We start from the raw sequence: 19,940 nt of genomic DNA on the forward strand, positions 1-19,940 counted from the left end.
TATCAAGGTGCGTCTGTCTTAGGCGAGCAGCAGAGAGGCCGAGAGGGTCTCAATGCCGTCTTCTTTGGGTCCAACGAGGCTGCGCCAGCCGATGACGCCGTCCGGCCGCACCAATATCGCGCCCAAGGCAGGAACACCGAACACTTCAGCGAACGGTTGCGACGGCGGGAAAATGACATCGTCGCCGACATCGATCGACCGCAGCCGCAGGCGCCCTGCCGCTGCCCGCCATTCCGGGTTTGCCGTCAGCAGCACATACTCCCTGCCGAACAAGTCCAGCGACGACATCCGCCGGCCCGCCTGGTTCACCCACACGTGCGGCGCGCGCGTGCCGGGTTGCCCCGCCCATTGCTGGGGCGTGGCGGCGGCCGGCAACTCGGACCCGGCGCCGGCCACCGCCCGTGACCGGACCAGCTGTCCAAACTCCATGGCATCGTTGCTGAACAGTGCCTCCGGCACGAAAGCGGCGCCGGCGCGCTCGGCATAATCGGGACGTGAAAAGGTCTGCTGGTGCCGCAGCCAGCCGATGGGACGCCGTTCCGCGTCGTAGGTGTCGAGCAAGGCCTGCCCGGCCTCGCCCTGGATCACACGCTGCAATTTCCAGGCGAGATTCCATGCATCGTCGATACCGGTGTTGGCGCCGAAGCCGCCCCGGGTGGGCGGCAGCTGATGCGCCGCGTCGCCGGCCAGGAACACGCGGCCCTGGCGGTAGGCATCGGCGATGCGGCCCGCCAACTCCCAGCGCCCCGTCGTGATGATGTCGAACGCCATGTCGGCGCCAAGCGCGCGGCGGATCGCCGCCCGCAGCGCGGCTTCGGTGCGCTCCTCGTCGCCGTCCAGCATCAGCACCCAGCGGCTGTCCCCGTACGTGGTCAGGAAGCCGCGGAAGCCCTCCTGCTCGATGGAGAACTGCTGCGCGCCGCGCTGCAGGAAGGCATCCGCTTCGGAGCAACGGAACAGCACGCTGCGAAGGATGCCGAGATGCCCGATGCCGCTGCGCGTAATGCCCAGCGCCTCCCTGACCGGGCTGTTGGCGCCATCGGCGGCGATCATGTAGTCCGCGCTGATCTCGTAGCGCTGTCCGCTGGTGCGGTCGAGGACCTGGGCTAGCACGCCCCCTTCGGTTTGCCGGAAACCGGTGAGCTCGGTGCTGGCGCGAAGCTCCGCGCCGCGTGCAATCGCCGCCGCCCGCAATATCGGCTCCAACGTGTCTTGCGGGATCGCCGCGCCGGTGCACGGCGATTGCTCGAGCGGGCACGGCGGCGCCTCGCCCGGCGTCCAGGCCTGCTCGCTGCACCAGTCACCGACCAGGCTGTCGACGGTCACGCGTCGCAGACGGGCGCCGGCGGGCACTTGGGGGATTTGATCGGCGATGCCGACGGCCCGGTAATGCTCCAACGTTGTTTCCGTGAAGCCCATGGCGCGCGGATGGGGCGAACTGCCTGGATGTTTATCGATGAGGATGTGCGGTACGCCGCGCCAGCCGAGGAACAGCGACGTGGAAAGTCCAACGAGGGACCCACCGACAACGAGAATGGGAGTATGCATAAGAAACGTCCTTTTTGCCAAATGGCTCATCAAAGGACGTGTGTCGATCGCGCGGGAACGCTGGCGCGGCTGGGGGAGCAGCGGTGCCAAGTCAAAAAAGTCCACGAGAAATCGGCGCACGTCCGCTCTCGTCGTGGTCCCCGGCCTCGGTGGCCGGGAAAATTTTGCTCCATGGTTGGAGTTGGCCGGGGCTCACCACGCCGGCCCACCTTTTTCGACCCCGGAAGTGTAGCACGCTCGCGCACGCCGTTCATCCTTTAGGCGGCCATCCCGGCGTTGTGAGCTTATGAGGGATAATGTGCGCCGCCAGATCTATCTTCTATCGAAAATTATGACTTTCCTCCAGAAAATTGAAGTTTTTTCGAAAAACTCCAACTCAATATGGCGAGAGGGAAAATTGTTAGCCTATTTCCCGCCATCGAATCCTACACCGGCCCTACCCAGACTATAAAAGGTTTGGCCAGCAGGAACCCGCGCTGTTTGAGCGCAACTCTATGATATTGTTGATTTTTTTGGTGCGGCTGGCGGGGATCGAACCCACGACCCTTGGCTTCGGAGGCCAATACTCTATCCACTGAGCTACAGCCGCGTAGGGGGATTTCTTGAAGTGAGCCGTAGGATACCGTTTTTATCGCTTCCCGTCCACGGAAAGTGTCGTTTTGAGCACCTTTGCGTTTCCATACCGGGATTTTTGAGTCTATAATCGCCCGTTTGGTGAAGGTTTTGCAAGGCAGCTGCTTGATCAGTTTTTCGCACGCCACCCCGGCTCGACATTAGTCTGTTAAGGAAATCATGAGCGACGCACATAACGAACACGAATCCGCAATCAGAACACCCAAACAGCTTGCTGCTGCTGTGATCGGCTTTTTCTTAGTCACCGTCTTAGGCATTGTCCTGCTGGTCAAGTACGTCACGGAAGATAAATTGACCGGCGCCGGCTCCAACAGCCAGGCCCCGGAGCAAATCGCCGCCCGCCTCTCCCCCGTCGCCGACGCGGGCTTCACCTTCAAGGACGTGAACGCGCCGAAGGTGCTGCAATCGGGCGAAGCCATCTACACCTCCACCTGCGCGGCCTGCCACGGCGCGGGCGTCGCCGGTGCACCGAAAGTCGGCGACGCCGGCGGTTGGGCGGCCCGCATCGCGCAAGGCTACGACACCATCGTCAAACACGCGATCGAAGGTTTGCGCGCAATGCCCGCTAAAGGCGGCAACCCGGACCTGGACGACGTGGAAGTGGCACGCGCAGTGGTCTTCATGGCCAACCAGGCGGGCGCCAAGTTCAAGGAGCCTGAAGTGCCGGCCGCTCCGGCTGCGGCGCCAGGACCGGAAAAAACCGTCGATCCCGCCAATCCTAAGTAATCGGCAAGCGGCAATGAACAAAACCGGTCTGCATGACCGGTTTTTTTTCGTCCAAACATTCGCGAACTTATTTGCGGCCGGTGCCGATCTGGTACTTCTTGAGCTTGTCGTACAGCGTCTTGCGCGGCACCAGCAGGTTGTCGGCCGCCAAGCCGACGTTGCCGTCGACGGCCGCCAGCGCCTGGACGATCAATTCGCGCTCGTGATGGTCAACCTGCTGCGGCAGCGACATGGCGTCGCCGACCACGACCGACGGCGCATTTCCCGGCGCGGTGACGATACCCAGCACCAGCCGCTCGGCGAAATTGCGCAGTTCGCGGACGTTGCCCGGCCAGTCCCCGGCCTGCCATTGCGCCATCTGCTGCGCGGTCCAGGCCGGCACAGGACGACGGTAGCGCGCGGCGGCATCGGCGGCGAAGTGGGCCAGCAGCAGTGGAATGTCCTCGCGCCGGTCGCGCAGGCGCGGCAGCTCGATGCTGACAACGCCAATGCGGTAGTACAAGTCTTCGCGGAAGTGGCCCTGCGCGCTCAGCTGCAGCAGATCGACCTTGGTGGCGGCGACGATCGAGCATTCGAGCGCGACCGAGTCATTGCCGCCCAGGCGTTCGAGCTTGCGCTCCTGCAGCACACGCAGCAGCTTGACCTGCAACGCCATCGGCATGCTTTCGATTTCGTCGAGAAAGACGGTGCCGCCTTGCGCAAACTCGAGCTTGCCGACGCGGCGCTTTTGCGCGCCCGTGAAGGCGCCCGCCTCGTGGCCGAAAATTTCGCTTTCAAACACCGACTCGGGCAACGCGCCGCAGTTGATGGCGACGAAGTTACCCTTGCGTCCGCTGGCGGCGTGCAGCAGGCGGGCGACCACTTCCTTACCGGTGCCGGTCTGGCCGTTGATCAGCACATCCACGCCGGCCGGGGCGACGTTGCGCACCAGGATCTTCAATTGTTCGATGGCGGCCGAGCGCCCGATCAGGTCGGGCAAGTCCGGATGCTGGGCGCGGTCGGTGCGCAGCTGGCGGTTTTCCAGCACCAGCCGGCGCCGCTCCTGCGCGCGCCGCACGGCGTCCAGCAGGCGGCCGCTGGCGAAGGGCTTTTCGATGAAGTCGTAGGCGCCGCCGCGCATCGCGGCCACCGCCATCTCGACGTCGCCGTGGCCGGTGACAACGATCACCGGCAGTTCGGCGTCGAGCGCGGCGATCTGCGCCAGCAAGTCCAGGCCGGAGCGGCCCGGCAGGCGTACGTCGGTGACGATGACGCCGGCATAGTCGGCGCGCAGCAGCGCTTGCGCCTCCTCCGCGCTGGCGCACGCTTGCACGCTGAAGCCGCCCAGTTCCAAGGTCTGGCTGGTGGCCAGCCGCAGCGCGGCTTCGTCTTCGATCAGGATGGCCTGCACGTCATGCTCCTTGTTGTTGTAGCGGGAGGCGCAGCTCGAAGCGCGCGCCGCCGTCGGTCTGATTATGCGCCGTCAGCTGGCCGTTCATCGCCTGCACGATCGACGATGAGATCGCAAGCCCCAGACCAAGGCCCTTGCCGGAAGGCTTGGTGGTGAAGAACGGTTCGAACAGGTGGGCCACGACTTGCTCCGGGATGCCTTCGCCGCTGTCGCTGATGCTGACCAGCGCGCTGTCGCCGTCACGCGCCAGGCGAATGGCGACCAAGCGGCGCTCGGCGCTCTCGACCGCGTCCAGCGCGTTGCGCAGCAGGTTGATCAGCACTTGTTCGATGCGTACGCTGTCGCCGGTCACTTTCAGGTTCTCGACGCCGATGTCGATCTCGAGGGTGACGGCGTTGCGCCTGAATTCGCTGTCGAGCAGGAAGGCCGACGCCCGCACCGACGCGGCCAGCTCGACCGTGCCAAGGGTCTCGTCCTTGCGCGCGAAGCCCTTGAGCTGGCCGATGATGGCGCCCATGCGCGCGCTGGCCTCGCTGATATGAGCGAGGTTGCCAGCGACCTGCTCGCCCTGCCCGCGCTCGAGGAAGACGCGGGCGTTGTCGGCAAAGGCGCGAATTGCGGCAAGCGGCTGGTTCAGTTCATGGGTGATGCCTGTCGCCATCTGTCCCAGCATCGCCAGCTTGCCCGCCTGCACCAGTTCGTTTTGCGTCGAACGCAGCAGGTGTTCGGTTTCCTGCAGCTTGGCGTACTTGCTTTCCAGGTGCTGGTTGGTGGTGCGCAGCTGCCGCGTGCGTTCGACAATCTTGTCGTTCAGCTCCAGCTCGGCCTTTTGCAGCGCCGCGCGCGAGGCCAGCCGCTCCTCCAGCCGGCGCCGGCGCTGGTGCGAAGCCCAGCCCGCCAACGCGACGCACGCCAGCAGCAAGACCGCCGCCAGCGCCCATTGCAGGCCGGCGCGCAGCACCCGCGACTGTCCGGGAAACAGCATCAACTGCCAGCCCAGTTGGCCCACCGATTGCGTGACGAACAGGTCGGGCTGGCCGCTCAGCGGCGTCACGGTCTTGCCCATGTATTGCTGGGTATGCGCCAGTTGCCGCTCGGTGGCCGCGTCCAGCGGCGTCAGGCTGCGGTAGATCCAGTCGGGCCGGTTGCTGAGGAAAATGACGCCGCTGCGGTCGGCCAGCACGATGGCGTCGTCGCTGCTGCGCCAGGTGCGTTCGAAGTCCGCCAGGCTGATCTTGACGGCGACCACGCCGGTGACCGGCCCGCCGGCGCTGCCGTTGCCGTATACCGGCTGGGCGATGAAGTAGCCGGCCTCGGTGGTGCTGGTGCCGATGCCGTAGAAGCGCCCCGCCCTGCCCTTGAGCGCGGCGTCGAAATACGGACGGTAGGAAAAGTTTTTGCCGACAAAGCCCAGCGGCTGGTCCCAGTTGCTGGCGCCGATGGTCAGGCCGTCGCGGTCCATCACGTAGATGGCGCCGACGTTGGCCTGTTGCTGGATGGTTTTCAAGGTGCTGTTGAGGCGGCTGATCGCGTGCGTGTCGGACGGGTTCGCCAGCGCTTCGATCAGGTCCGGCTGGAAGCCGAGCACGAACGGCAGCGTCTCATATTTTTGCAGCAGCGATTGCAGATCGGGCGCCATCAGCTGCAATTGCCGCTGGCCTTGCAAGCGCAGGTCGGCACGGGCGCGCGAGGTGCCGGCCAGATACGAAGCGGCGATGACGCCCACCGCGCAGAGCAACGCGAACAGAAGGAGCAGGGGTTTTTTGGCGCGCATCGGCAGATTCTACTGTAACCCCGCAAACCAGGGTCGGACCCGGATGGGTCCGACCCTGCGGCGGCTAATCGACGGCGGCCATCCGCATCTCGTCGTTGTGGTGGCGTTGCTGCTCTTCCATCACCAGCTGTCCCAGTTCGCGCTTCAACGCGTTGAACTCGGCGGCTGCCGGGTCGCGCAAGCGCGGCAGGTCAACCAGCATGTCGCGCTTGACGGTGCCGGGACGGTAGGTCATCACCACGATGCGGTCGGCCAGGTAGATCGCCTCCTCGATGCTGTGGGTGACGAAAATGATCGTCTTCTTCAGCTCGGCCCATATGCGCAACAGTTCGTCTTGCAGATTGCGGCGCGTCAGTGCGTCCAAAGCACCGAACGGCTCGTCCATCAGCATGATCGGCGAATCCAGCGCCAGCACGCGGGCGATGGCGACGCGCTGGCGCATGCCGCCCGACAGGTCTTTCGGGAAACGGTGGCGGAAATCGCTCAGCGACAGCATCGCCAGCAACTCGTCGACCTTGGCCGTGATCGCGGACTGGTCCATGCCCTTGATCTCCAGGCCGAAGGCGATGTTCTTTTCCACCGTCATCCACGGGAACAGCGCGTATTCCTGGAACACCATGCCGCGCTCCGGTCCGGGACCCGTAACCAGCTTGCCGTCGGCGGTAATGGTGCCGGACGACGGCAACGAGAAGCCGGCGACCGCGTTCAGCAAGGTCGACTTGCCGCAGCCCGAAGGTCCCAGCAGGCAAACGAACTGGCCCTGTGGAATATCGAGGTTGATGTCCTTCAGCGCGACCACATCGCGGCTGTCGGTCTTGAAGACTTTGTTGACACCGCTGACTTGAATATGGGTAGGGTTCATCTCAATTCTCCAGACCACGGTGCCACCGCAGCAAATGATTGTTCAGTTTGTTCATGCCGACGTCGATGATCAGGCCCAGCAGGCCGATGCTGATCATGCCGGCGATAATCTTGTCCGACCAGAAGTACTCGCGCGCCTCGAGGATGCGGAAGCCGAGGCCGTTGTTCACGGCGATCATCTCCGAGACGATCACCACGATGAACGCGGTACCGATACCGATCCGCACGCCCGACAGGATGTACGGCACGGCCGCCGGCAGCATCACGCGGATAAACATCGTGCGCTGGTTGACGCCCAGGTTGCGGGCGGCACGGATATAGATGCCGTCGACCTGGCGCACGCCGGCGATGGTGTTGACCAGCACCGGGAAGAAGGCGCCGAGCGCGATCAGGAACACGGCCGGTGCGTTGCCCAGGCCGAACCACAGGATCGCCAGCGGGATGTACGCGATCGGCGGAATCGGCCGCAGCACCTGCATCAGCGGATTGAGCCAGGCATACATGCGCTGGCTCGCGCCCATCATCAGGCCCAGCGGCAAGGCCAGCCCGGCGCCGACGGCGAAGCCGACCACCACGCGATACAGGCTGCTCAAGGTGTCGCCCAGCAGCTCGCCGGAGAACGCCCAGCTGATCCACGAGCTGGCGGCCGGGTCGTAGACGGTCAGCGGCAACAGATACTCGATCCATTTGCTGACCACGGCCACCGGCGACGGCAGCACTTGCGGATTGACCCAGCCGAGCATGGCGCTGGCCTGCCACAGCACGACGATCAGAATCGGGACAACGGCCCCGGTGGCGCTCTGGCGCCAGTCTTGTTTGTTCATGGTGTCTCCTGCGTATTCTTGCTATTGGTGGGTTTATTTGATGCCCAGGCTTTTCTTCGAAGCGTCCAGCAGATCGGTCTTGACCCAATCCCTGGCCACCGGCGGCTTGCTCATGCGGCCAACGCCGGTCTTGAGCATGATGTCGGTGGTGATCTGGATGTGCTCGGCGGTGACGTCGTAGCTGTAAGGCGAATTGCTGATCGCGTCCTCGAAGTCGTCCTTGGTGATCTGGTTCTTGAACATCGACTCGCGCACGTATTTCTCGGCGACGGCCTGGTTGTCGATAAACGTCTTGGTGGCCTGGACGAAGCAGTTCATGAACTTCTGCGCCAGCGGTCGCTTCTCGTTGTAGAACTTCTCGCTCATCACCATCGTGCGCACCGGCTCGCCGATGGCGGTGTCGTACGGCTTCATCACCTCGACGCCGTAGCCCTTATTGATCGCTTGCGACGATTGCGGCTCGCTCTGCATGATGGCGTCGAGGTTCTTGCCCATCAGCGCCTGGTTCAGGTCGGCGAAGGCAAGGAACACCAGCTGCACATCCTTGCCCGGCTTGTCGGACGAGGTCAGGCCGGCTTGGGCAAGCTCGGCGATCAGCAACACCTCGTGGATGCCGCCGCGCGTGACGCCGACTTTCTTCCCCTTCAAATCCTTGATGGACTTGATGCCCTCGTTGGGACGGGCAACCAGGCGGGCGCCACCCTTGGCGAAGCCGGCCACCACGTAGATGGGCGCGCCGTTGGCGCGGCCGGAGATAGCCGCTTCTGAAGCGGTGGCGCCAACGTCGAGCTCGCCCGCCAAGATGGCTTGCATGACGTCCGGGCCTTTGGCGAAGATGTGCTCCTCGACCTTCAGGCCGCACTTGGGCGCGATTTCCTTGATGTACGAGACGGCGCCGTAGTGGGCGAATTTAAGGTTGCCGAGGCGGACGACTTCCTGCGCTTGCGCGGTTGAAGCGAAGGCGATGGCGGCGGTCAGGGCCAGCAGACGGAATTTGGGCAGGGATTTCGGCATTGCGTGTCTCCATTGTGTTTGTTGTGGTTGGAGACATTGCAGCTTCCGTGCCAAGCACCACGCTGAAGATAAGCCCTTGATTTTTAAGGCGTCAGCGAATTATCTGGTCCGCATCCAGCGCGGAAAACCGCACTTCCCCCCAAAAACAATGCGGATTACCGCACTCGCTAATTTGCGCAGGCAATACATCGGATATGGCACCTATAGGGACTAATATGACATACTTAATCCCATAATCAGCCCCTAAAGGCTGCCAGGAAACTGAAATGAATTGTCATTTCCAAATTTTTCGAGACGATGACTGGGTTGACTGCGCCGAAGTGACGCTCATCGAGCCGGCCGGCGGTAATCCGCGCAGGCCCGCGATCTTTGAATACGATCTCGACTACGCGTTCCAGACCGGGGTCGAACCGGTCTCGCTGTGCTTTCCTGTCAGCGCGGAAATGCACATGCTCAAGCAATGGCCCGCGTTCCTTTTCGATCTGATTCCCCAAGGCGGTGGCCGACAGTACTTGCTGGGCGAACTACAGCTTGCCGACAATGCCGCCGCCGACTTTCCATTGATGTGCGCGGGAGCGTTCAATCCCATCGGCCGGGTACGCGTGGCCGAGGCGGCGGCCTACTACAAGAACCACGTCATCAGACATGACACCGGAGCCCCACTCAAGGGGTTTTCAATGGAAGACATTATCGGCCGTGGCGAAGCGTTCAGCGAAGACATGCTGATCCACGCCATGCTCACGACCGGCAGCCTCGGGGTGCAGGGCGCGGCGCCAAAATATCTGCTCACCACCGACCAGCAAGGCTTGTGGCACGCCGATGCGGCCCTGCCGGACAGCCAGGCGGCCGAGCACTTCATTGTCAAACGCGCGCGCGGCAAAGCCGACGCGGACCACAAGGTGCTCAGGAACGAAGCGGCCTATATGAAGGTCGCCGCGGCCATGGGTCTGCGCACCATCGGTACGCCGCGCTACCTCGATGACACCCTGTTCATCCCGAGATTCGACCGGCTTGTCCGCCATGGCAAAGTGCAGCGCCTGCATCAGGAAAGCGCCGCCTCGCTGGCCGGCATCGTCGGCTTCGACAACACACCAAGCCAGTTCGAGCTTTTGTCGGCGATCCGGGCCGTCGTCACCGACCCGACCGGCGAAACCATCGAGTTTCTCAAACGCGACATTTTGAATCTGGCCATGCGCAACACCGACAATCACGCGCGCAACACCGCTGTGCAAGTGCTCGGCGACACGGTGCGCCTGACTCCGCTGTTCGACTTTGCGCCGATGTACCTGGACCCGGCCGGTATTGCCCGCGCCGCACGCTGGTACCAACCCGGGACCAGGCAGGAATTGCACGAGTGGCGCCCGATCCTGGACGCGCTCGAGATCGACGATGCGGAGCGCGACGTGATTGGATTGGCACTGCATGGCTTTAGCGTTCAATTAAGCGCGTTGGAGCGGCACATGAAAGCGGCCGGCGTCGACGACGATATCGTGGCGTTCCTCCAACCTCACATCGCGACGCAAATTCAGCAACTACAAACCTTGAAAGCATCATGACGCCAACCAGAAGAAAGGCCGGCAAAGAGCAACTCCGACAGCGGCGCGCTCAACTGTACGAGGCCATCGCACGCGGCGAGATCAACCTGCAGGACTCGGTCAAGGAGATGCGTGCCGTTTCCCGCTTGACCCAGGCCGGATTCGCAGCGCATCGCGGGGTCAGCACGAAGGTGATCAAGGCGATTGAAGGCGGGACCGGCAATCCGACCGTTGGCACCCTGAACCGCATTGGCGCCTTTTTCGGCCTGGAGGTGGCCTTCGTGCGTACCGAAACCCTGCGCACCGACGACGAGCCCAAGCCGCAGGGCGCGGACGCACGCGATGCCCGCCAGGTGATGGAAGAAATCAAAAAATTGTTGGCGTCGTACGATGCGACCGAGGGGTAAGCCGGCCTAGCTGCACAGGCCAAACGCTTTGCGCTCCGGGAAGTAGCGGTACGTGAACGTGCGCACGGGATATTCCTTCAACCCGATCTCGAACGCCGGCGAGACAATGTCGAAACGCTCCGGCAGCTTCTCCTTGACCCTTACCCGCACGCGCCACAACGTCTCTTCGCCGGACGCGCTGGCGACGAACATGTCCGGCACCTTGGGGATGGAGTCGACGATCTCCGGCCGCGAGTTGGTGGTGCGCTGGTACAACGTGACCAGCTCGGCCTTGTGCAGCACCGGCCCCTTCGGCGCGGTGACGTTGTAATCGCGCGTTAGAAAACGCGCGCGCTCGCCGCGCGGCAGGATGTACACGAACGTGAACTCGGCGCCGCCCTCCGGCAATGTCACAGGCGGCGTGGTGGCCACGCTCATGCCGCGCGGCAGTTCGAAGCGCGAGCCCTCCTGCCACGTCTTGCACTCGGGCGTGGTCGCCATGTAAAGATTGCCGGGCGTGTAGGAATCGCCGCAGCCGCTGAGCAACAGCGTAAAAAATATCGGTGCCAGATAACGCAGACGCATGAAGACGGCTTTCCTGTGGAATAGAGCGCCCAGTTTACCAGCACGCGGCCCTCCCGGGCGGCTCGCATGTGGCTGGCGATGCGTTGCAAAACCGGCCTTGTCACGCGACACACAAAGGATTAATGTGAACTACCAGTTTTTGTTGGGCAATTATTTGATTTCTGAACGCCGGCGGGCCGGCATACTATGGAAGCAATAATATGAAAAACAAATTGTTTACCGCTGCGCTGGGATTGCTGTTGTCATCGCTGGTGTCGACCGCCTCGGCCGAGACCGGCGTCACCGCCACCGAAATCAAGATCGGCATGGCCAACGCCCAATCGGGCCCGACCGCGGGCCTGGGATTGGGCATCAAGGCCGGCAGCGAAGCCTACTTCAAGAAGGTCAACGCCGCCGGCGGCGTCAACGGCCGCAAGATCACACTGATCAGCGAGGACGACGGCTACGATCCGCCGCGCACCGCCGCCGCCACCGACAAACTGATCAAGAAGGACGGCGTGTTCGCACTGTTCGGTTATGTCGGCACGCCCACCAGCAAGGCGGCGATGTCGCTGGTCAACGAGGCCAATATCCCGTTCTTCGCGCCGTTCACCGGCGCCGAATTCCTGCGCACGCCGTTGAACAAACATGTGTTCAACATCCGCTCCTCGTACTTCAATGAAATCGAATTGCAGGTCGAGCGCCTGGTTACCGATGCCGGCGTCACCAGGATCGGCCTGTTCTATCAGGAAGACACCTACGGCAAGGTCGGCAAGGAAGGCCTGCAGGTCTCGCTGCAAAAACGCAAAATGACCATGGCCGGCGAAGGCTTTTACCAGCGCAACACCGAGGACGTCGACGCCGGCCTGGCCGCGCTGATCGCCGCCAAGCCGGAGGCGGTGCTGATGGTCGGCACCTACAAGGCCTGCGCGGCGTTTGTGCAGAAGGCGGCGGCGGCCGGCTTCAAGCCGAAGTTCTTCAACCTGTCGTTCGTCGGCACCGCCAACTTCATCAAGGCTGCCGGCGACGCGGCCGAAGGCGTCTACATCACGCAGGTGGTGCCGTCGCCGTTCGACGAATCGATTCCCATCGTCAAGCAATACCGCGCCGACATGAAGGCGGCCGGCGTCAGCGATGGCGACTACACGTCGCTGGAGGGCTACATCAACGCCGTGGCGCTGGTCGAGGCGCTCAAGAAAACCGGCCCGGACCTGACGCGCGCCAGCTTCATGGCGGCGCTGGAAAAACTCAACGTCAACCTGGGCGGACTCGACATCGCCTTCAGCCCCACCGACCACCAGGGCTTGAGCACGGTGTACCTGACCAAGGTGCAAAAAGGCAAACCGGTCTCGGTCGGCAAGCTGTAATCCGAACGCGCCGACCCAAAAAAAACCCTCGCCGTGGCGAGGGTTTTTTCAGCTGCTTTTTACCACATGATGACGCGGTCTTTAGGCGGCAGGTACATCTTGTCGCCCGGTTTGACGCCGAACGCATCATAGAAGCCCGGCTGGTTGCGCATCGTGCCGTTGGCGCGGAACTGGCCCGGCGAGTGCGGATCGGTCTTGATCTGCTGGATCTGCGCCGCTTCGCGCATCTTCATGCGCCACACCTGCGCAAAGCCCATGTAGAAGCGCTGGTCGCCGGTCAGGCCGTCGATCACCGGCGCCGGCTTGCCGTTCAACGACAACTTGTAGGCCTTGTAGGCGATCGCCACGCCGCTGTTGTCGGCGATGTTCTCGCCCAGGGTCAGCTCGCCGTTGACGTTGTAGCCCGGCAGCGGGCTGAACTCGCTGTACTGCTTGACCAGCATCTTGGTCTTGGCCGCGAAGTTCTTGTGGTCGGCCTTGGTCCACCAGTCGCGCAGGTTGCCGTCGCCGTCGTACTGGGCGCCCTGGTCGTCGAAGCCGTGGCTGATTTCGTGGCCGATCACGCCGCCGATGGCGCCGTAGTTGACCGCGTCGTCGGCGTCGGCGTTAAAGAACGGCGCCTGCAGGATGGCCGCCGGGAACACGATCTCGTTCATCTCCGGGTTGTAGTAGGCGTTGACGGTTTGCGGCGTCATGCCCCACTCGTCGCGGTCGATCGGCTTGCCCAGCTTGTTCAATTCCTTGTTGTACTCGAACTGGGTCGAGCGGATCACGTTGCCCACCAGGTCGTCCTTGGCCACTTCCAGCTTGGAATAGTCGCGCCACTTGTTCGGGTAGCCGATCTTGGTGGTGAACTTGGCCAGCTTGATTTGCGCCTGCTTCTTGGTGACCGGGCTCATCCAGTCGAGCTTGTCGATGCTGGTCTTGTAGGACGCCAGCAGGTTCTTGACCAGCGCTTCCATGCGCGCCTTGCGGTCGGCCGGGAAGTGTTCTTCGACGTACAGCTTGCCGACCGCCTCGCCCAGCGCGCCCTCGGCCACCGAGACGCCACGCTTCCAGCGCGGACGCTGCTCGGTCACGCCGCTCAGCACGGTGCCGTAGAAGGAGAAGTTCTCGTCCACATAGGCCTTGCTCAGGTACGGCGCGAAGGCGCGCACCGTCTGCCAGTGGAAGTAGGCTTTCAAGGTGTCCAGCGGGGTCTTCTCCAGCAGGGCCGTCATGCCTTTCAGATAGCTCGGCTGGCTGACGATCACGTAGCTGGCCTTGCCGGCGATGCCGGCGCCGCTGAGGTAGGCGTTCCAGTCGTAGCCCGGCGCGGTCGCGCCCAGCTTGGCGACGTCGACCTTGTTGTAGGCCTTGATCGGATCGCGCAGCTCGACCTTGGTCCATTGCAGCTTGGCCAGTTCTTTTTCGAACTCGACGATGCCGTGGGCGGTGACGGCGCCGTGCGGGTCGCCCGCCAGGGTCAGCATCTTGCCGACGTGCAGCTCGTACTTGGCCAGCACGTCCGCCAGCTTGGCGTCGTCGGCTTTCAGGTAGTAGTCGCGGTCCGGCAGGCCCAGGCCGCTCTGGTACAGGTCGGCCACGTACTTGGTCGAATCCTTGTTGTCCTGATGGATGCCGAAGGTGTAGGGCGCGCTCACGCCGATCTGGTTCAGATGCGCGATCAGTGCCGGCAACTGCTTTTTGTCGCTGACGGCGGCGATGCCGTCGAGCTCGGTCTTGAGCGGTTTCACGCCCAGTTGCTCGAGCTTGGCCTCGTCCATGAAGCTGGCGTAGAAGTCGCCGATGCGCTGGGCGTCGGAACCGGCGGCCTTGTTCGGCTGGTTGGCGGCGCCTTCGATGATGGCGCGCAGCTGCGGCTGGATATCGTCGCGCAGTTTCGCGAAGCTGCCCCAGCTGGCCTTGTCGGCCGGAATTTCGGTCGTGGCCAGCCATTTGCCGTTCATATGGGTGAACAGGTCGTCCTGCACGCGCACGGCCGGGTCGATGTATTCGGTGGCGATGCCGGAACTCATGGTTCCAGGGGCGACCTTGGCGTTGGCCGGCGCGGCACTTTTGGTGTCGGCGGCGGCGCCGGCAAAGCCCGCGATCAGGCTCAGGGTCAATGCACTTAATAAATGACGTTTCACGAGATTTTCCTTATTGAGTAAAACCATAAAAGGCCCGTGCTCAACGGGCCGTGCAGCGATTTATATCACATCACCACATGATGACGCGGTCTTTGGGGGCCAGGTACAGCTTGTCGCCCGGCTTGACGCCGAAGGCGTCGTAAAAACCCGGCTGGTTGCGCACCGTGCCGTTGGCGCGGAACTGGTCGGGCGAATGCGGATCGGTCTTCAGATAAACAACTTGCTGGGCGTCGCGCGTTTTGGAGCGCCACACCTGGCCGAAGCCCATGTAGAAGCGCTGCTCGCCGGTCAGGCCGTCGATCACCGGCGCCGGCTTGCCGCCCAGCGAGATCAGGTAAGCCTTGTAGGCGATGGCCGCGCCGCTGTTGTCGGCGATGTTCTCGCCCAGGGTCAGCTCGCCGTTGACGCGGTAGCCGGGCAGCGGGCTGAATTCTCCGTACCGCTTGATCAGCATCTTGGTCTTGGCCGCGAAGTTCTTGTGGTCGGCCTTGGTCCACCAGTCGCGCAGGTTGCCGTCGCCGTCGTACTGGGCGCCCTGGTCGTCGAAGCCGTGGCTGATCTCGTGGCCGATGACGGCGCCGATGGCGCCGTAGTTGACCGCGTCGTCGGCGTCGGCGTCGAAGAACGGCGGCTGCAGGATGGCGGCCGGGAACACGATCTCGTTCATCTCCGGGTTGTAATAGGCGTTGACGGTTTGCGGCGTCATGCCCCACTCGTCGCGGTCGATCGGTTTGCCCAGCTTGTTCAATTCCTTGTCGTAGTCGAAGGCGCGCGAGCGGCGCACGTTGCCGACCAGGTCGTCCTTGGCCACTTCAAGCTTCGAATAGTCGCGCCACTTGTTCGGGTAGCCGATCTTGGTGGTGAACTTGGCCAGCTTGGCTTGCGCCTGCAGCTTGGTTTCCGGGCTCATCCAGTCGAGCGTATCGATGCTTTGGCGGAAGGCCGCCAGCAGGTTCTTGACCAGCGCCTCCATGCGCGCCTTGCGCTCGGCCGGGAAATGCTGCTCGACATACAGCTTGCCCAGGCTCTCGCCCAGCGCGCCGTCGGCGGCGTTGACCGCCCGCTTCCAGCGCGGCTCCTGCTCCTTGATATCGCTCAGCACCGTGCCGTAGAAGGCGAAGTTTTCCTGCGCGAAGTCCTTGGCCAGGTAGGGCGCGTAGGCGTGGATCACCTGCCACTGGAAGTAGGCCTTCCAGGTCGCCAGCGGCGTCTTGGCCAGCAAGCCGTTGAAGCCCTTGATGTAGCTCGGCTGGCCGACGATCACGTAGTCGGCCTTGCCGGCGATGCCGGTGTCGCGCAGCCAGGTCGACCAGTCGACACCCGGCGCCAGCGCCGGCAGTTTGTCCAGCGGCACCTTGTTGTAGGCCTTGACCGGATCGCGCAGCGCCACCTTGGTCCACTGCAGTTTGGCGATCTCGGTTTCCAGCGCGACGATGGCGCGGGCGTCGGCCGCCGCGTTGGCGTTGCCGGCCAAGGTCAGCATGGCGGCGACGTGGCGCTGGTATTTGGCCAACGTGTCGGCCATCTTGCGGTCGCTTTTTTTCAGGTAGTAGTCGCGGTCCGGCAGGCCCAGGCCGTCCTGCCCGAGGTCGGCGACGTATTTGGTCGAATCCTTGTTGTCCTGGTGGATGCCGAAGCCGTACGGCGCGGTCACGCCGTGGCGGTTGAAGTCGGCGATCAGCGCCGCGATCCCGCGCTTGTCGCGCAGCGCGGCAACGCGGTCGAGCTCGGCCTGTAGCGGTTTCAGCCGCAGCGCCTCCAGCCTGGCCTCGTCCATGTAGCTGGCGTAGAAGTCGCCGATTTGCCGGGCGTCGCCGCCCACCTGCCCGCCGGCGGCGGCCGCCTCGATGATGGCGCGCAGTTGCGGCCGGGTGTCGTCGGCCAGCTTGTCGAACGAGCCCCAGCTCGACTTGTCCGACGGGATCTCGGTCTTGGCCAGCCACTTGCCGTTGAGGTTGAGGAAAAAATCGTCCTGCGGACGCACCGACGCGTCGATACTGGCCAGATCCACGCCCGAGCTCTTTTGCTGGGCCAGGACGCCGGCCGGGGCCAGCAGCGCCAAAGTCAGCGCGCTTAACAACAGATGTGCTTTCAAATCGGCTCTCCGGTAAGGGGATGACGGCGAAGAGGCCACACGATGTGGCCTCTTCAACAACTCATTGTAATCGCTTACCAGATAATGACACGCTGATCCGGCGCCACATACATCTTGTCGCCGGGCTTGACGCCAAAGGCGTCGTAGAAGCCCGGCTGGTTGACCATGGTGCCGTTGGCGCGGAACTGGCCCGGCGAGTGCGGATCGGTTTTCACCTGCAAAATCTGCTGCTCGTCGCGCATGCGCACGCGCCACACCTGGCCGAAGCCCATGAAGAAGCGCTGGTCGCCGCTCAAACCGTCGATCACCGGCGCCGGCTTGTCGCCCAGCGACAGCTTGTAGGCCTTGTAGGCGATCGCCACGCCGCTGTTGTCGGCGATGTTTTCGCCAAGGGTCAGCTCGCCGTTGACGTTGTAGCCCTTGATCGGGCTGTAGGAACCGTACTGCTTGACCAGCGCGTCGGTCTTGGCCTTGAAGTTGGCGCGGTCTTCCTTGGTCCACCAGTCGCGCAGGTTGCCGTCGCCGTCGGCCTGGCTGCCGCCGTCGTCGAAGCCGTGGCTGATCTCATGGCCGATGACCGCGCCGATGGCGCCGTAGTTGACCGCGTCGTCGGCTTTGACGTCGAAGAACGGCGGCTGCAGGATGGCGGCCGGGAACACGATCTCGTTCATCGTCGAGCTGTAGTAGGCGTTGACGGTCTGCGGCGTCATGCCCCATTCCTCGCGGTCGATCGGCTTGCCCAGCTTGTTGATCATGCGCTGGTTGGCGAAGTTGGCCGCGCGCAGCACGTTGCCGATCAGGTCGGACTTGACGATCGCCAGCGACGAGTAGTCGCGCCACTTGCTTGGATAGCCGATCTTGGGCGTGAACTTGGCCAGCTTGGCTTGCGCCTCCTTCTTGGTCTCCGGGCCCATCCAGTCGAGCGCGTCGATGCTGGTCTGGTACGAGGCCAGCAGGTTCTTCACCAGCTGGTCCATGCGCGCCTTGCGCTCCGGCGGAAAATACTCGGCCACGTACAGCTGGCCCAGTCCCTCGCCGATCGAGCGCTCGACCAGCGCCACGCCGCGTTTCCAGCGCGGCTCCTGCACGGCCACGCCGGTCAGCACGGTGCTGTAGAAGTCGAAGCTGGCGTCGGCGAAGTCCTTCGACAGGTAGGGCGAGGCGCTGCGCAGCAGTTGCCATTCGAAGTAGGCCTTCCACGTCGCCAGGTCGGTCTTCTCCAGCGCCGCGTTGAAGCCGGCCAGGTAGCTCGGCTGGCTGACGATCACGTAGTCGACCTTGTTGGCGACCCCGGCCGACGCCAGCGCGTGGCCCCAGTCGTAGGCGGGCGCCAGTTCCGGCAGCTTGCTGATCGGCGTCTTGTTGTAGCGTTTGACGGGGTCGCGGTTTTGCACCTTGGTCCACTGCGCCTCGGCCAGCGCGGTTTCCAGCGCGACGATGGCCTTGGCGTTGGCTTCCGGATTCTTGTCGCCGCCCAGCTTCAGGGTCTTGGCGATGTGCGCCTCGTACTTGACCAGGATGGCGGCCAGTTTGGCGTCGTCCTTTTTCAGGTAATAGTCGCGGTCCGGCAGGCCCAGGCCGCTTTGCGAGATGCTCACCGCGTATTTGGTCGATTCGCGCGCGTCCTGGCGCACGCCCAGGCCGTACGGCGTGGCGACGCCAAGCTTGTCCAGATGCGCGATCAGCATCGGGAAGGCTTTCTTGTCCTTGATCGCGCGAATGCGGTTGAGTTCACCCGTGAGCGGACGGATGCCCAGCGCGTCGAGCTTTTTCTCGTCCATGAAGCTGGCGTAGAGGTCGCCGATTTTCTGCGCCTCGCTGCCGGCCTTCTTGCCTTTTTGCGCCTCGGTCTTCTCGACGATGCCGCGCAGTTCGGTCAACGTGTCGTCGCGCAGCTTGGCGAAGGTGCCCCAGCTCGATTTGTCGGCGGGGATCTCGGTGGTCTTCAGCCACTGGCCGTTGAGGTGGGTGTAGAAGTCGTCCTGCACGCGGACGCTGTTATCGATGTTTTTGACTTCGATACCGGAAGTCAGCGGCGCGTTGGCGGCGGCGGGGGTGTCGGCGGCCGTGGCGAAGGCGGCGGCAAGGCTCAGGGTCAGGGTACTCAGCAGAAAGCGGTTCACGGCGGTCCTTTAATTAGAACTTCAAGTCATCATTGTCGGCCGCTTGTGACGGCCGCGCAAATATTCTACCGCTTGAGCTCGTATCTAAATGCCACCATTCCGCTTTTTTACTTTACGATACACGCACGCGGATACAGGCCTTAACCGCCGCCCGGCAGGTTGATGCTGGCACCGCCCGCGCCGACGCCCACGCCCACGCCGCCCGCGCCGCCGCCCCTGCGGCCGCCACGACGCTCGCCGCCGCCCTCCTCCTTACGCTCGCCGCCGGCGCGCGGGCCGCCGCCATTGTCCTGCACCCGCAGCAAATGCTCGCTCACCTGCTGCGCGACGATCCTGCGCTGGCTTTCATTTAACGCATCGTTGACGGTCAGCCACCATTCGCGCAGCAACTTCTCCTCGGCGGCGGCGGCGTTGGTTTCCTCGTCGATCGCCTTGGTCAGATCGCGCAGTTCGACATTGGCGCCCTGCGTGCCGGCCTGCGTCGCCAGTTGCAAGCGGTCGCGACGGGCTTTGCGCTCGCGCAACAGGTTGCGCGTTTTAGTCTCGGTTTGTTGCCAAAGTATCTGCTGGTTTGGATTGAGATTCAGCGCCTTCCTCAAATCGTCCGCCATCGGCAGGAAATCCTCGGCATGCATGTCGAGGACGGGGACCGCAAGCGCCGACGTCGGCAAAGACGCGGCAAGCAACAGCGCGCCAGCCAAAGCCACGGCGCGCGCGGCGGTGAAGGGGAAGAACGATGAACGCATGGGAACTCCGTAGGTAAAAAAAGCCTGCGCTTGGGGCGCAGGCGAAAACCACTTCAGGGTAGAGAGAAATACGAGTTCAGTGTAGGCCGCGCCCCCGGCCGTGGCGGCACTTCTTACAAATGCTTACCGACGTGAACGTAGGGGAAACACTGCGTAAATTTATGCAAACTTGATCCAACGCCAAGCGGGTGCTGGTGTAGTTTCAATGTCAACGCCAACCGT

The 19,940-nt window shown here is 63.4% G+C and carries 15 protein-coding genes and 1 tRNA gene; 4 read left to right on the forward strand and 12 right to left on the reverse strand.

All coding sequences use genetic code 11. From position 1 onward, the window contains the following. Positions 1 to 18: 18 nt before the first annotated feature. Together AC0IYS_RS30200 and AC0IYS_RS30205 are read right to left on the reverse strand one after the other, a co-directional pair. Positions 19 to 1,548, reverse strand: coding sequence for an FAD-dependent monooxygenase (locus AC0IYS_RS30200; protein ID WP_471708641.1), 1,530 nt, complete (start codon positions 1,546 to 1,548; stop codon positions 19 to 21). Positions 1,549 to 2,061: 513 nt separating this feature from the next. Continuing rightward, positions 2,062 to 2,137 (reverse strand) — tRNA-Arg (locus AC0IYS_RS30205). A 203-nt stretch (positions 2,138 to 2,340) separates the two neighbouring features. Here AC0IYS_RS30205 and AC0IYS_RS30210 point away from each other — a divergent pair. Then, entirely contained in the window at positions 2,341 to 2,907 is a 567-nt protein-coding gene (locus AC0IYS_RS30210; protein WP_471708642.1) for a c-type cytochrome, read from the forward strand. Positions 2,908 to 2,974: 67 nt separating this feature from the next. Here the strand turns inward: AC0IYS_RS30210 and AC0IYS_RS30215 are convergent, their stop codons facing one another. The 5 genes from AC0IYS_RS30215 to AC0IYS_RS30235 form a co-directional block, all read right to left on the reverse strand. Continuing rightward, complete coding sequence (locus AC0IYS_RS30215) at positions 2,975 to 4,297, reverse strand: sigma-54-dependent transcriptional regulator (RefSeq protein WP_471708643.1); 1,323 nt, start codon at positions 4,295 to 4,297, stop codon at positions 2,975 to 2,977. A 1-nt stretch (position 4,298) separates the two neighbouring features. Further along, positions 4,299 to 6,071, reverse strand: a complete 1,773-nt coding sequence (locus AC0IYS_RS30220; RefSeq protein WP_471708645.1) for a sensor histidine kinase — start codon at positions 6,069 to 6,071, stop codon at positions 4,299 to 4,301. Positions 6,072 to 6,135: 64 nt separating this feature from the next. Beyond that, a complete protein-coding gene (locus AC0IYS_RS30225; RefSeq protein WP_471708646.1) occupies positions 6,136 to 6,933 on the reverse strand; it encodes an ABC transporter ATP-binding protein in 798 nt (265 codons plus the stop codon). A gap of 1 nt (position 6,934) precedes the next feature. Beyond that, a complete protein-coding gene (locus AC0IYS_RS30230; protein WP_471708647.1) occupies positions 6,935 to 7,756 on the reverse strand; it encodes an ABC transporter permease in 822 nt (273 codons plus the stop codon). Positions 7,757 to 7,789: 33 nt separating this feature from the next. Beyond that, positions 7,790 to 8,770 (reverse strand): ABC transporter substrate-binding protein, encoded by a 981-nt coding sequence (locus AC0IYS_RS30235; protein ID WP_471708648.1) that lies wholly within the window; start codon positions 8,768 to 8,770, stop codon positions 7,790 to 7,792. A 266-nt stretch (positions 8,771 to 9,036) separates the two neighbouring features. On the opposite strand from AC0IYS_RS30235, the gene AC0IYS_RS30240 reads away from it, so the two are divergent. Then, positions 9,037 to 10,326, forward strand: coding sequence for a type II toxin-antitoxin system HipA family toxin (locus tag AC0IYS_RS30240; RefSeq protein ID WP_471708649.1), 1,290 nt, complete (start codon positions 9,037 to 9,039; stop codon positions 10,324 to 10,326). Continuing rightward, positions 10,323 to 10,712 carry a helix-turn-helix domain-containing protein gene (locus AC0IYS_RS30245; RefSeq protein ID WP_471708650.1) on the forward strand — a complete coding sequence of 130 codons (390 nt, stop codon included), beginning with the start codon at positions 10,323 to 10,325 and terminating at the stop codon, positions 10,710 to 10,712. The genes AC0IYS_RS30240 and AC0IYS_RS30245 overlap by 4 nt, the downstream gene beginning before the upstream one ends. Positions 10,713 to 10,718: 6 nt before the next feature. Here AC0IYS_RS30245 and AC0IYS_RS30250 read toward each other — a convergent pair whose 3' ends face one another. After that, entirely contained in the window at positions 10,719 to 11,276 is a 558-nt protein-coding gene (locus AC0IYS_RS30250; protein ID WP_471708651.1) for a hypothetical protein, read from the reverse strand. A gap of 200 nt (positions 11,277 to 11,476) precedes the next feature. On the opposite strand from AC0IYS_RS30250, the gene AC0IYS_RS30255 reads away from it, so the two are divergent. Continuing rightward, a complete protein-coding gene (locus AC0IYS_RS30255) occupies positions 11,477 to 12,622 on the forward strand; it encodes an ABC transporter substrate-binding protein (RefSeq protein WP_471708652.1) in 1,146 nt (381 codons plus the stop codon). A gap of 59 nt (positions 12,623 to 12,681) precedes the next feature. Here AC0IYS_RS30255 and AC0IYS_RS30260 read toward each other — a convergent pair whose 3' ends face one another. The 4 genes from AC0IYS_RS30260 to AC0IYS_RS30275 all read right to left on the reverse strand — a co-directional run bounded on the left by AC0IYS_RS30260 (position 12,682) and on the right by AC0IYS_RS30275 (position 19,718). After that, on the reverse strand, positions 12,682 to 14,781 hold the full coding sequence (locus tag AC0IYS_RS30260; protein WP_471708653.1) for a M13 family metallopeptidase: 2,100 nt from the start codon (positions 14,779 to 14,781) through the stop codon (positions 12,682 to 12,684). Positions 14,782 to 14,824: 43 nt separating this feature from the next. Then, positions 14,825 to 16,849 carry a M13 family metallopeptidase gene (locus AC0IYS_RS30265; protein ID WP_471708654.1) on the reverse strand — a complete coding sequence of 675 codons (2,025 nt, stop codon included), beginning with the start codon at positions 16,847 to 16,849 and terminating at the stop codon, positions 14,825 to 14,827. Between the two features lie 74 nt (positions 16,850 to 16,923). Continuing rightward, positions 16,924 to 18,972, reverse strand: a complete 2,049-nt coding sequence (locus AC0IYS_RS30270) for a M13 family metallopeptidase (protein WP_471708655.1) — start codon at positions 18,970 to 18,972, stop codon at positions 16,924 to 16,926. Between the two features lie 140 nt (positions 18,973 to 19,112). After that, entirely contained in the window at positions 19,113 to 19,718 is a 606-nt protein-coding gene (locus AC0IYS_RS30275) for a hypothetical protein (RefSeq protein ID WP_471708656.1), read from the reverse strand. Between the last annotated feature and the right edge of the window lie 222 nt (positions 19,719 to 19,940).

The organism is Duganella sp. AC237, from assembly GCF_979254035.1.

Excerpts from the sequence above, each read along its gene's own strand:
- AC0IYS_RS30200 (WP_471708641.1), bottom strand. The coding sequence starts at position 1,548 with ATGCATACTCCCATTCTCGTTGTCGGTGGGTCCCTCGTTGGACTTTCC.
- AC0IYS_RS30210 (WP_471708642.1), top strand. The coding sequence starts at position 2,341 with ATGAGCGACGCACATAACGAACACGAATCCGCAATCAGAACACCCAAA.
- AC0IYS_RS30220 (WP_471708645.1), bottom strand. The coding sequence starts at position 6,071 with ATGCGCGCCAAAAAACCCCTGCTCCTTCTGTTCGCGTTGCTCTGCGCG.
- AC0IYS_RS30225 (WP_471708646.1), bottom strand. The coding sequence starts at position 6,933 with ATGAACCCTACCCATATTCAAGTCAGCGGTGTCAACAAAGTCTTCAAG.
- AC0IYS_RS30230 (WP_471708647.1), bottom strand. The coding sequence starts at position 7,756 with ATGAACAAACAAGACTGGCGCCAGAGCGCCACCGGGGCCGTTGTCCCG.
- AC0IYS_RS30235 (WP_471708648.1), bottom strand. The coding sequence starts at position 8,770 with ATGCCGAAATCCCTGCCCAAATTCCGTCTGCTGGCCCTGACCGCCGCC.
- AC0IYS_RS30240 (WP_471708649.1), top strand. The coding sequence starts at position 9,037 with ATGAATTGTCATTTCCAAATTTTTCGAGACGATGACTGGGTTGACTGC.
- AC0IYS_RS30245 (WP_471708650.1), top strand. The coding sequence starts at position 10,323 with ATGACGCCAACCAGAAGAAAGGCCGGCAAAGAGCAACTCCGACAGCGG.
- AC0IYS_RS30250 (WP_471708651.1), bottom strand. The coding sequence starts at position 11,276 with ATGCGTCTGCGTTATCTGGCACCGATATTTTTTACGCTGTTGCTCAGC.
- AC0IYS_RS30255 (WP_471708652.1), top strand. The coding sequence starts at position 11,477 with ATGAAAAACAAATTGTTTACCGCTGCGCTGGGATTGCTGTTGTCATCG.
- AC0IYS_RS30260 (WP_471708653.1), bottom strand. The coding sequence starts at position 14,781 with ATGGTTTTACTCAATAAGGAAAATCTCGTGAAACGTCATTTATTAAGT.
- AC0IYS_RS30275 (WP_471708656.1), bottom strand. The coding sequence starts at position 19,718 with ATGCGTTCATCGTTCTTCCCCTTCACCGCCGCGCGCGCCGTGGCTTTG.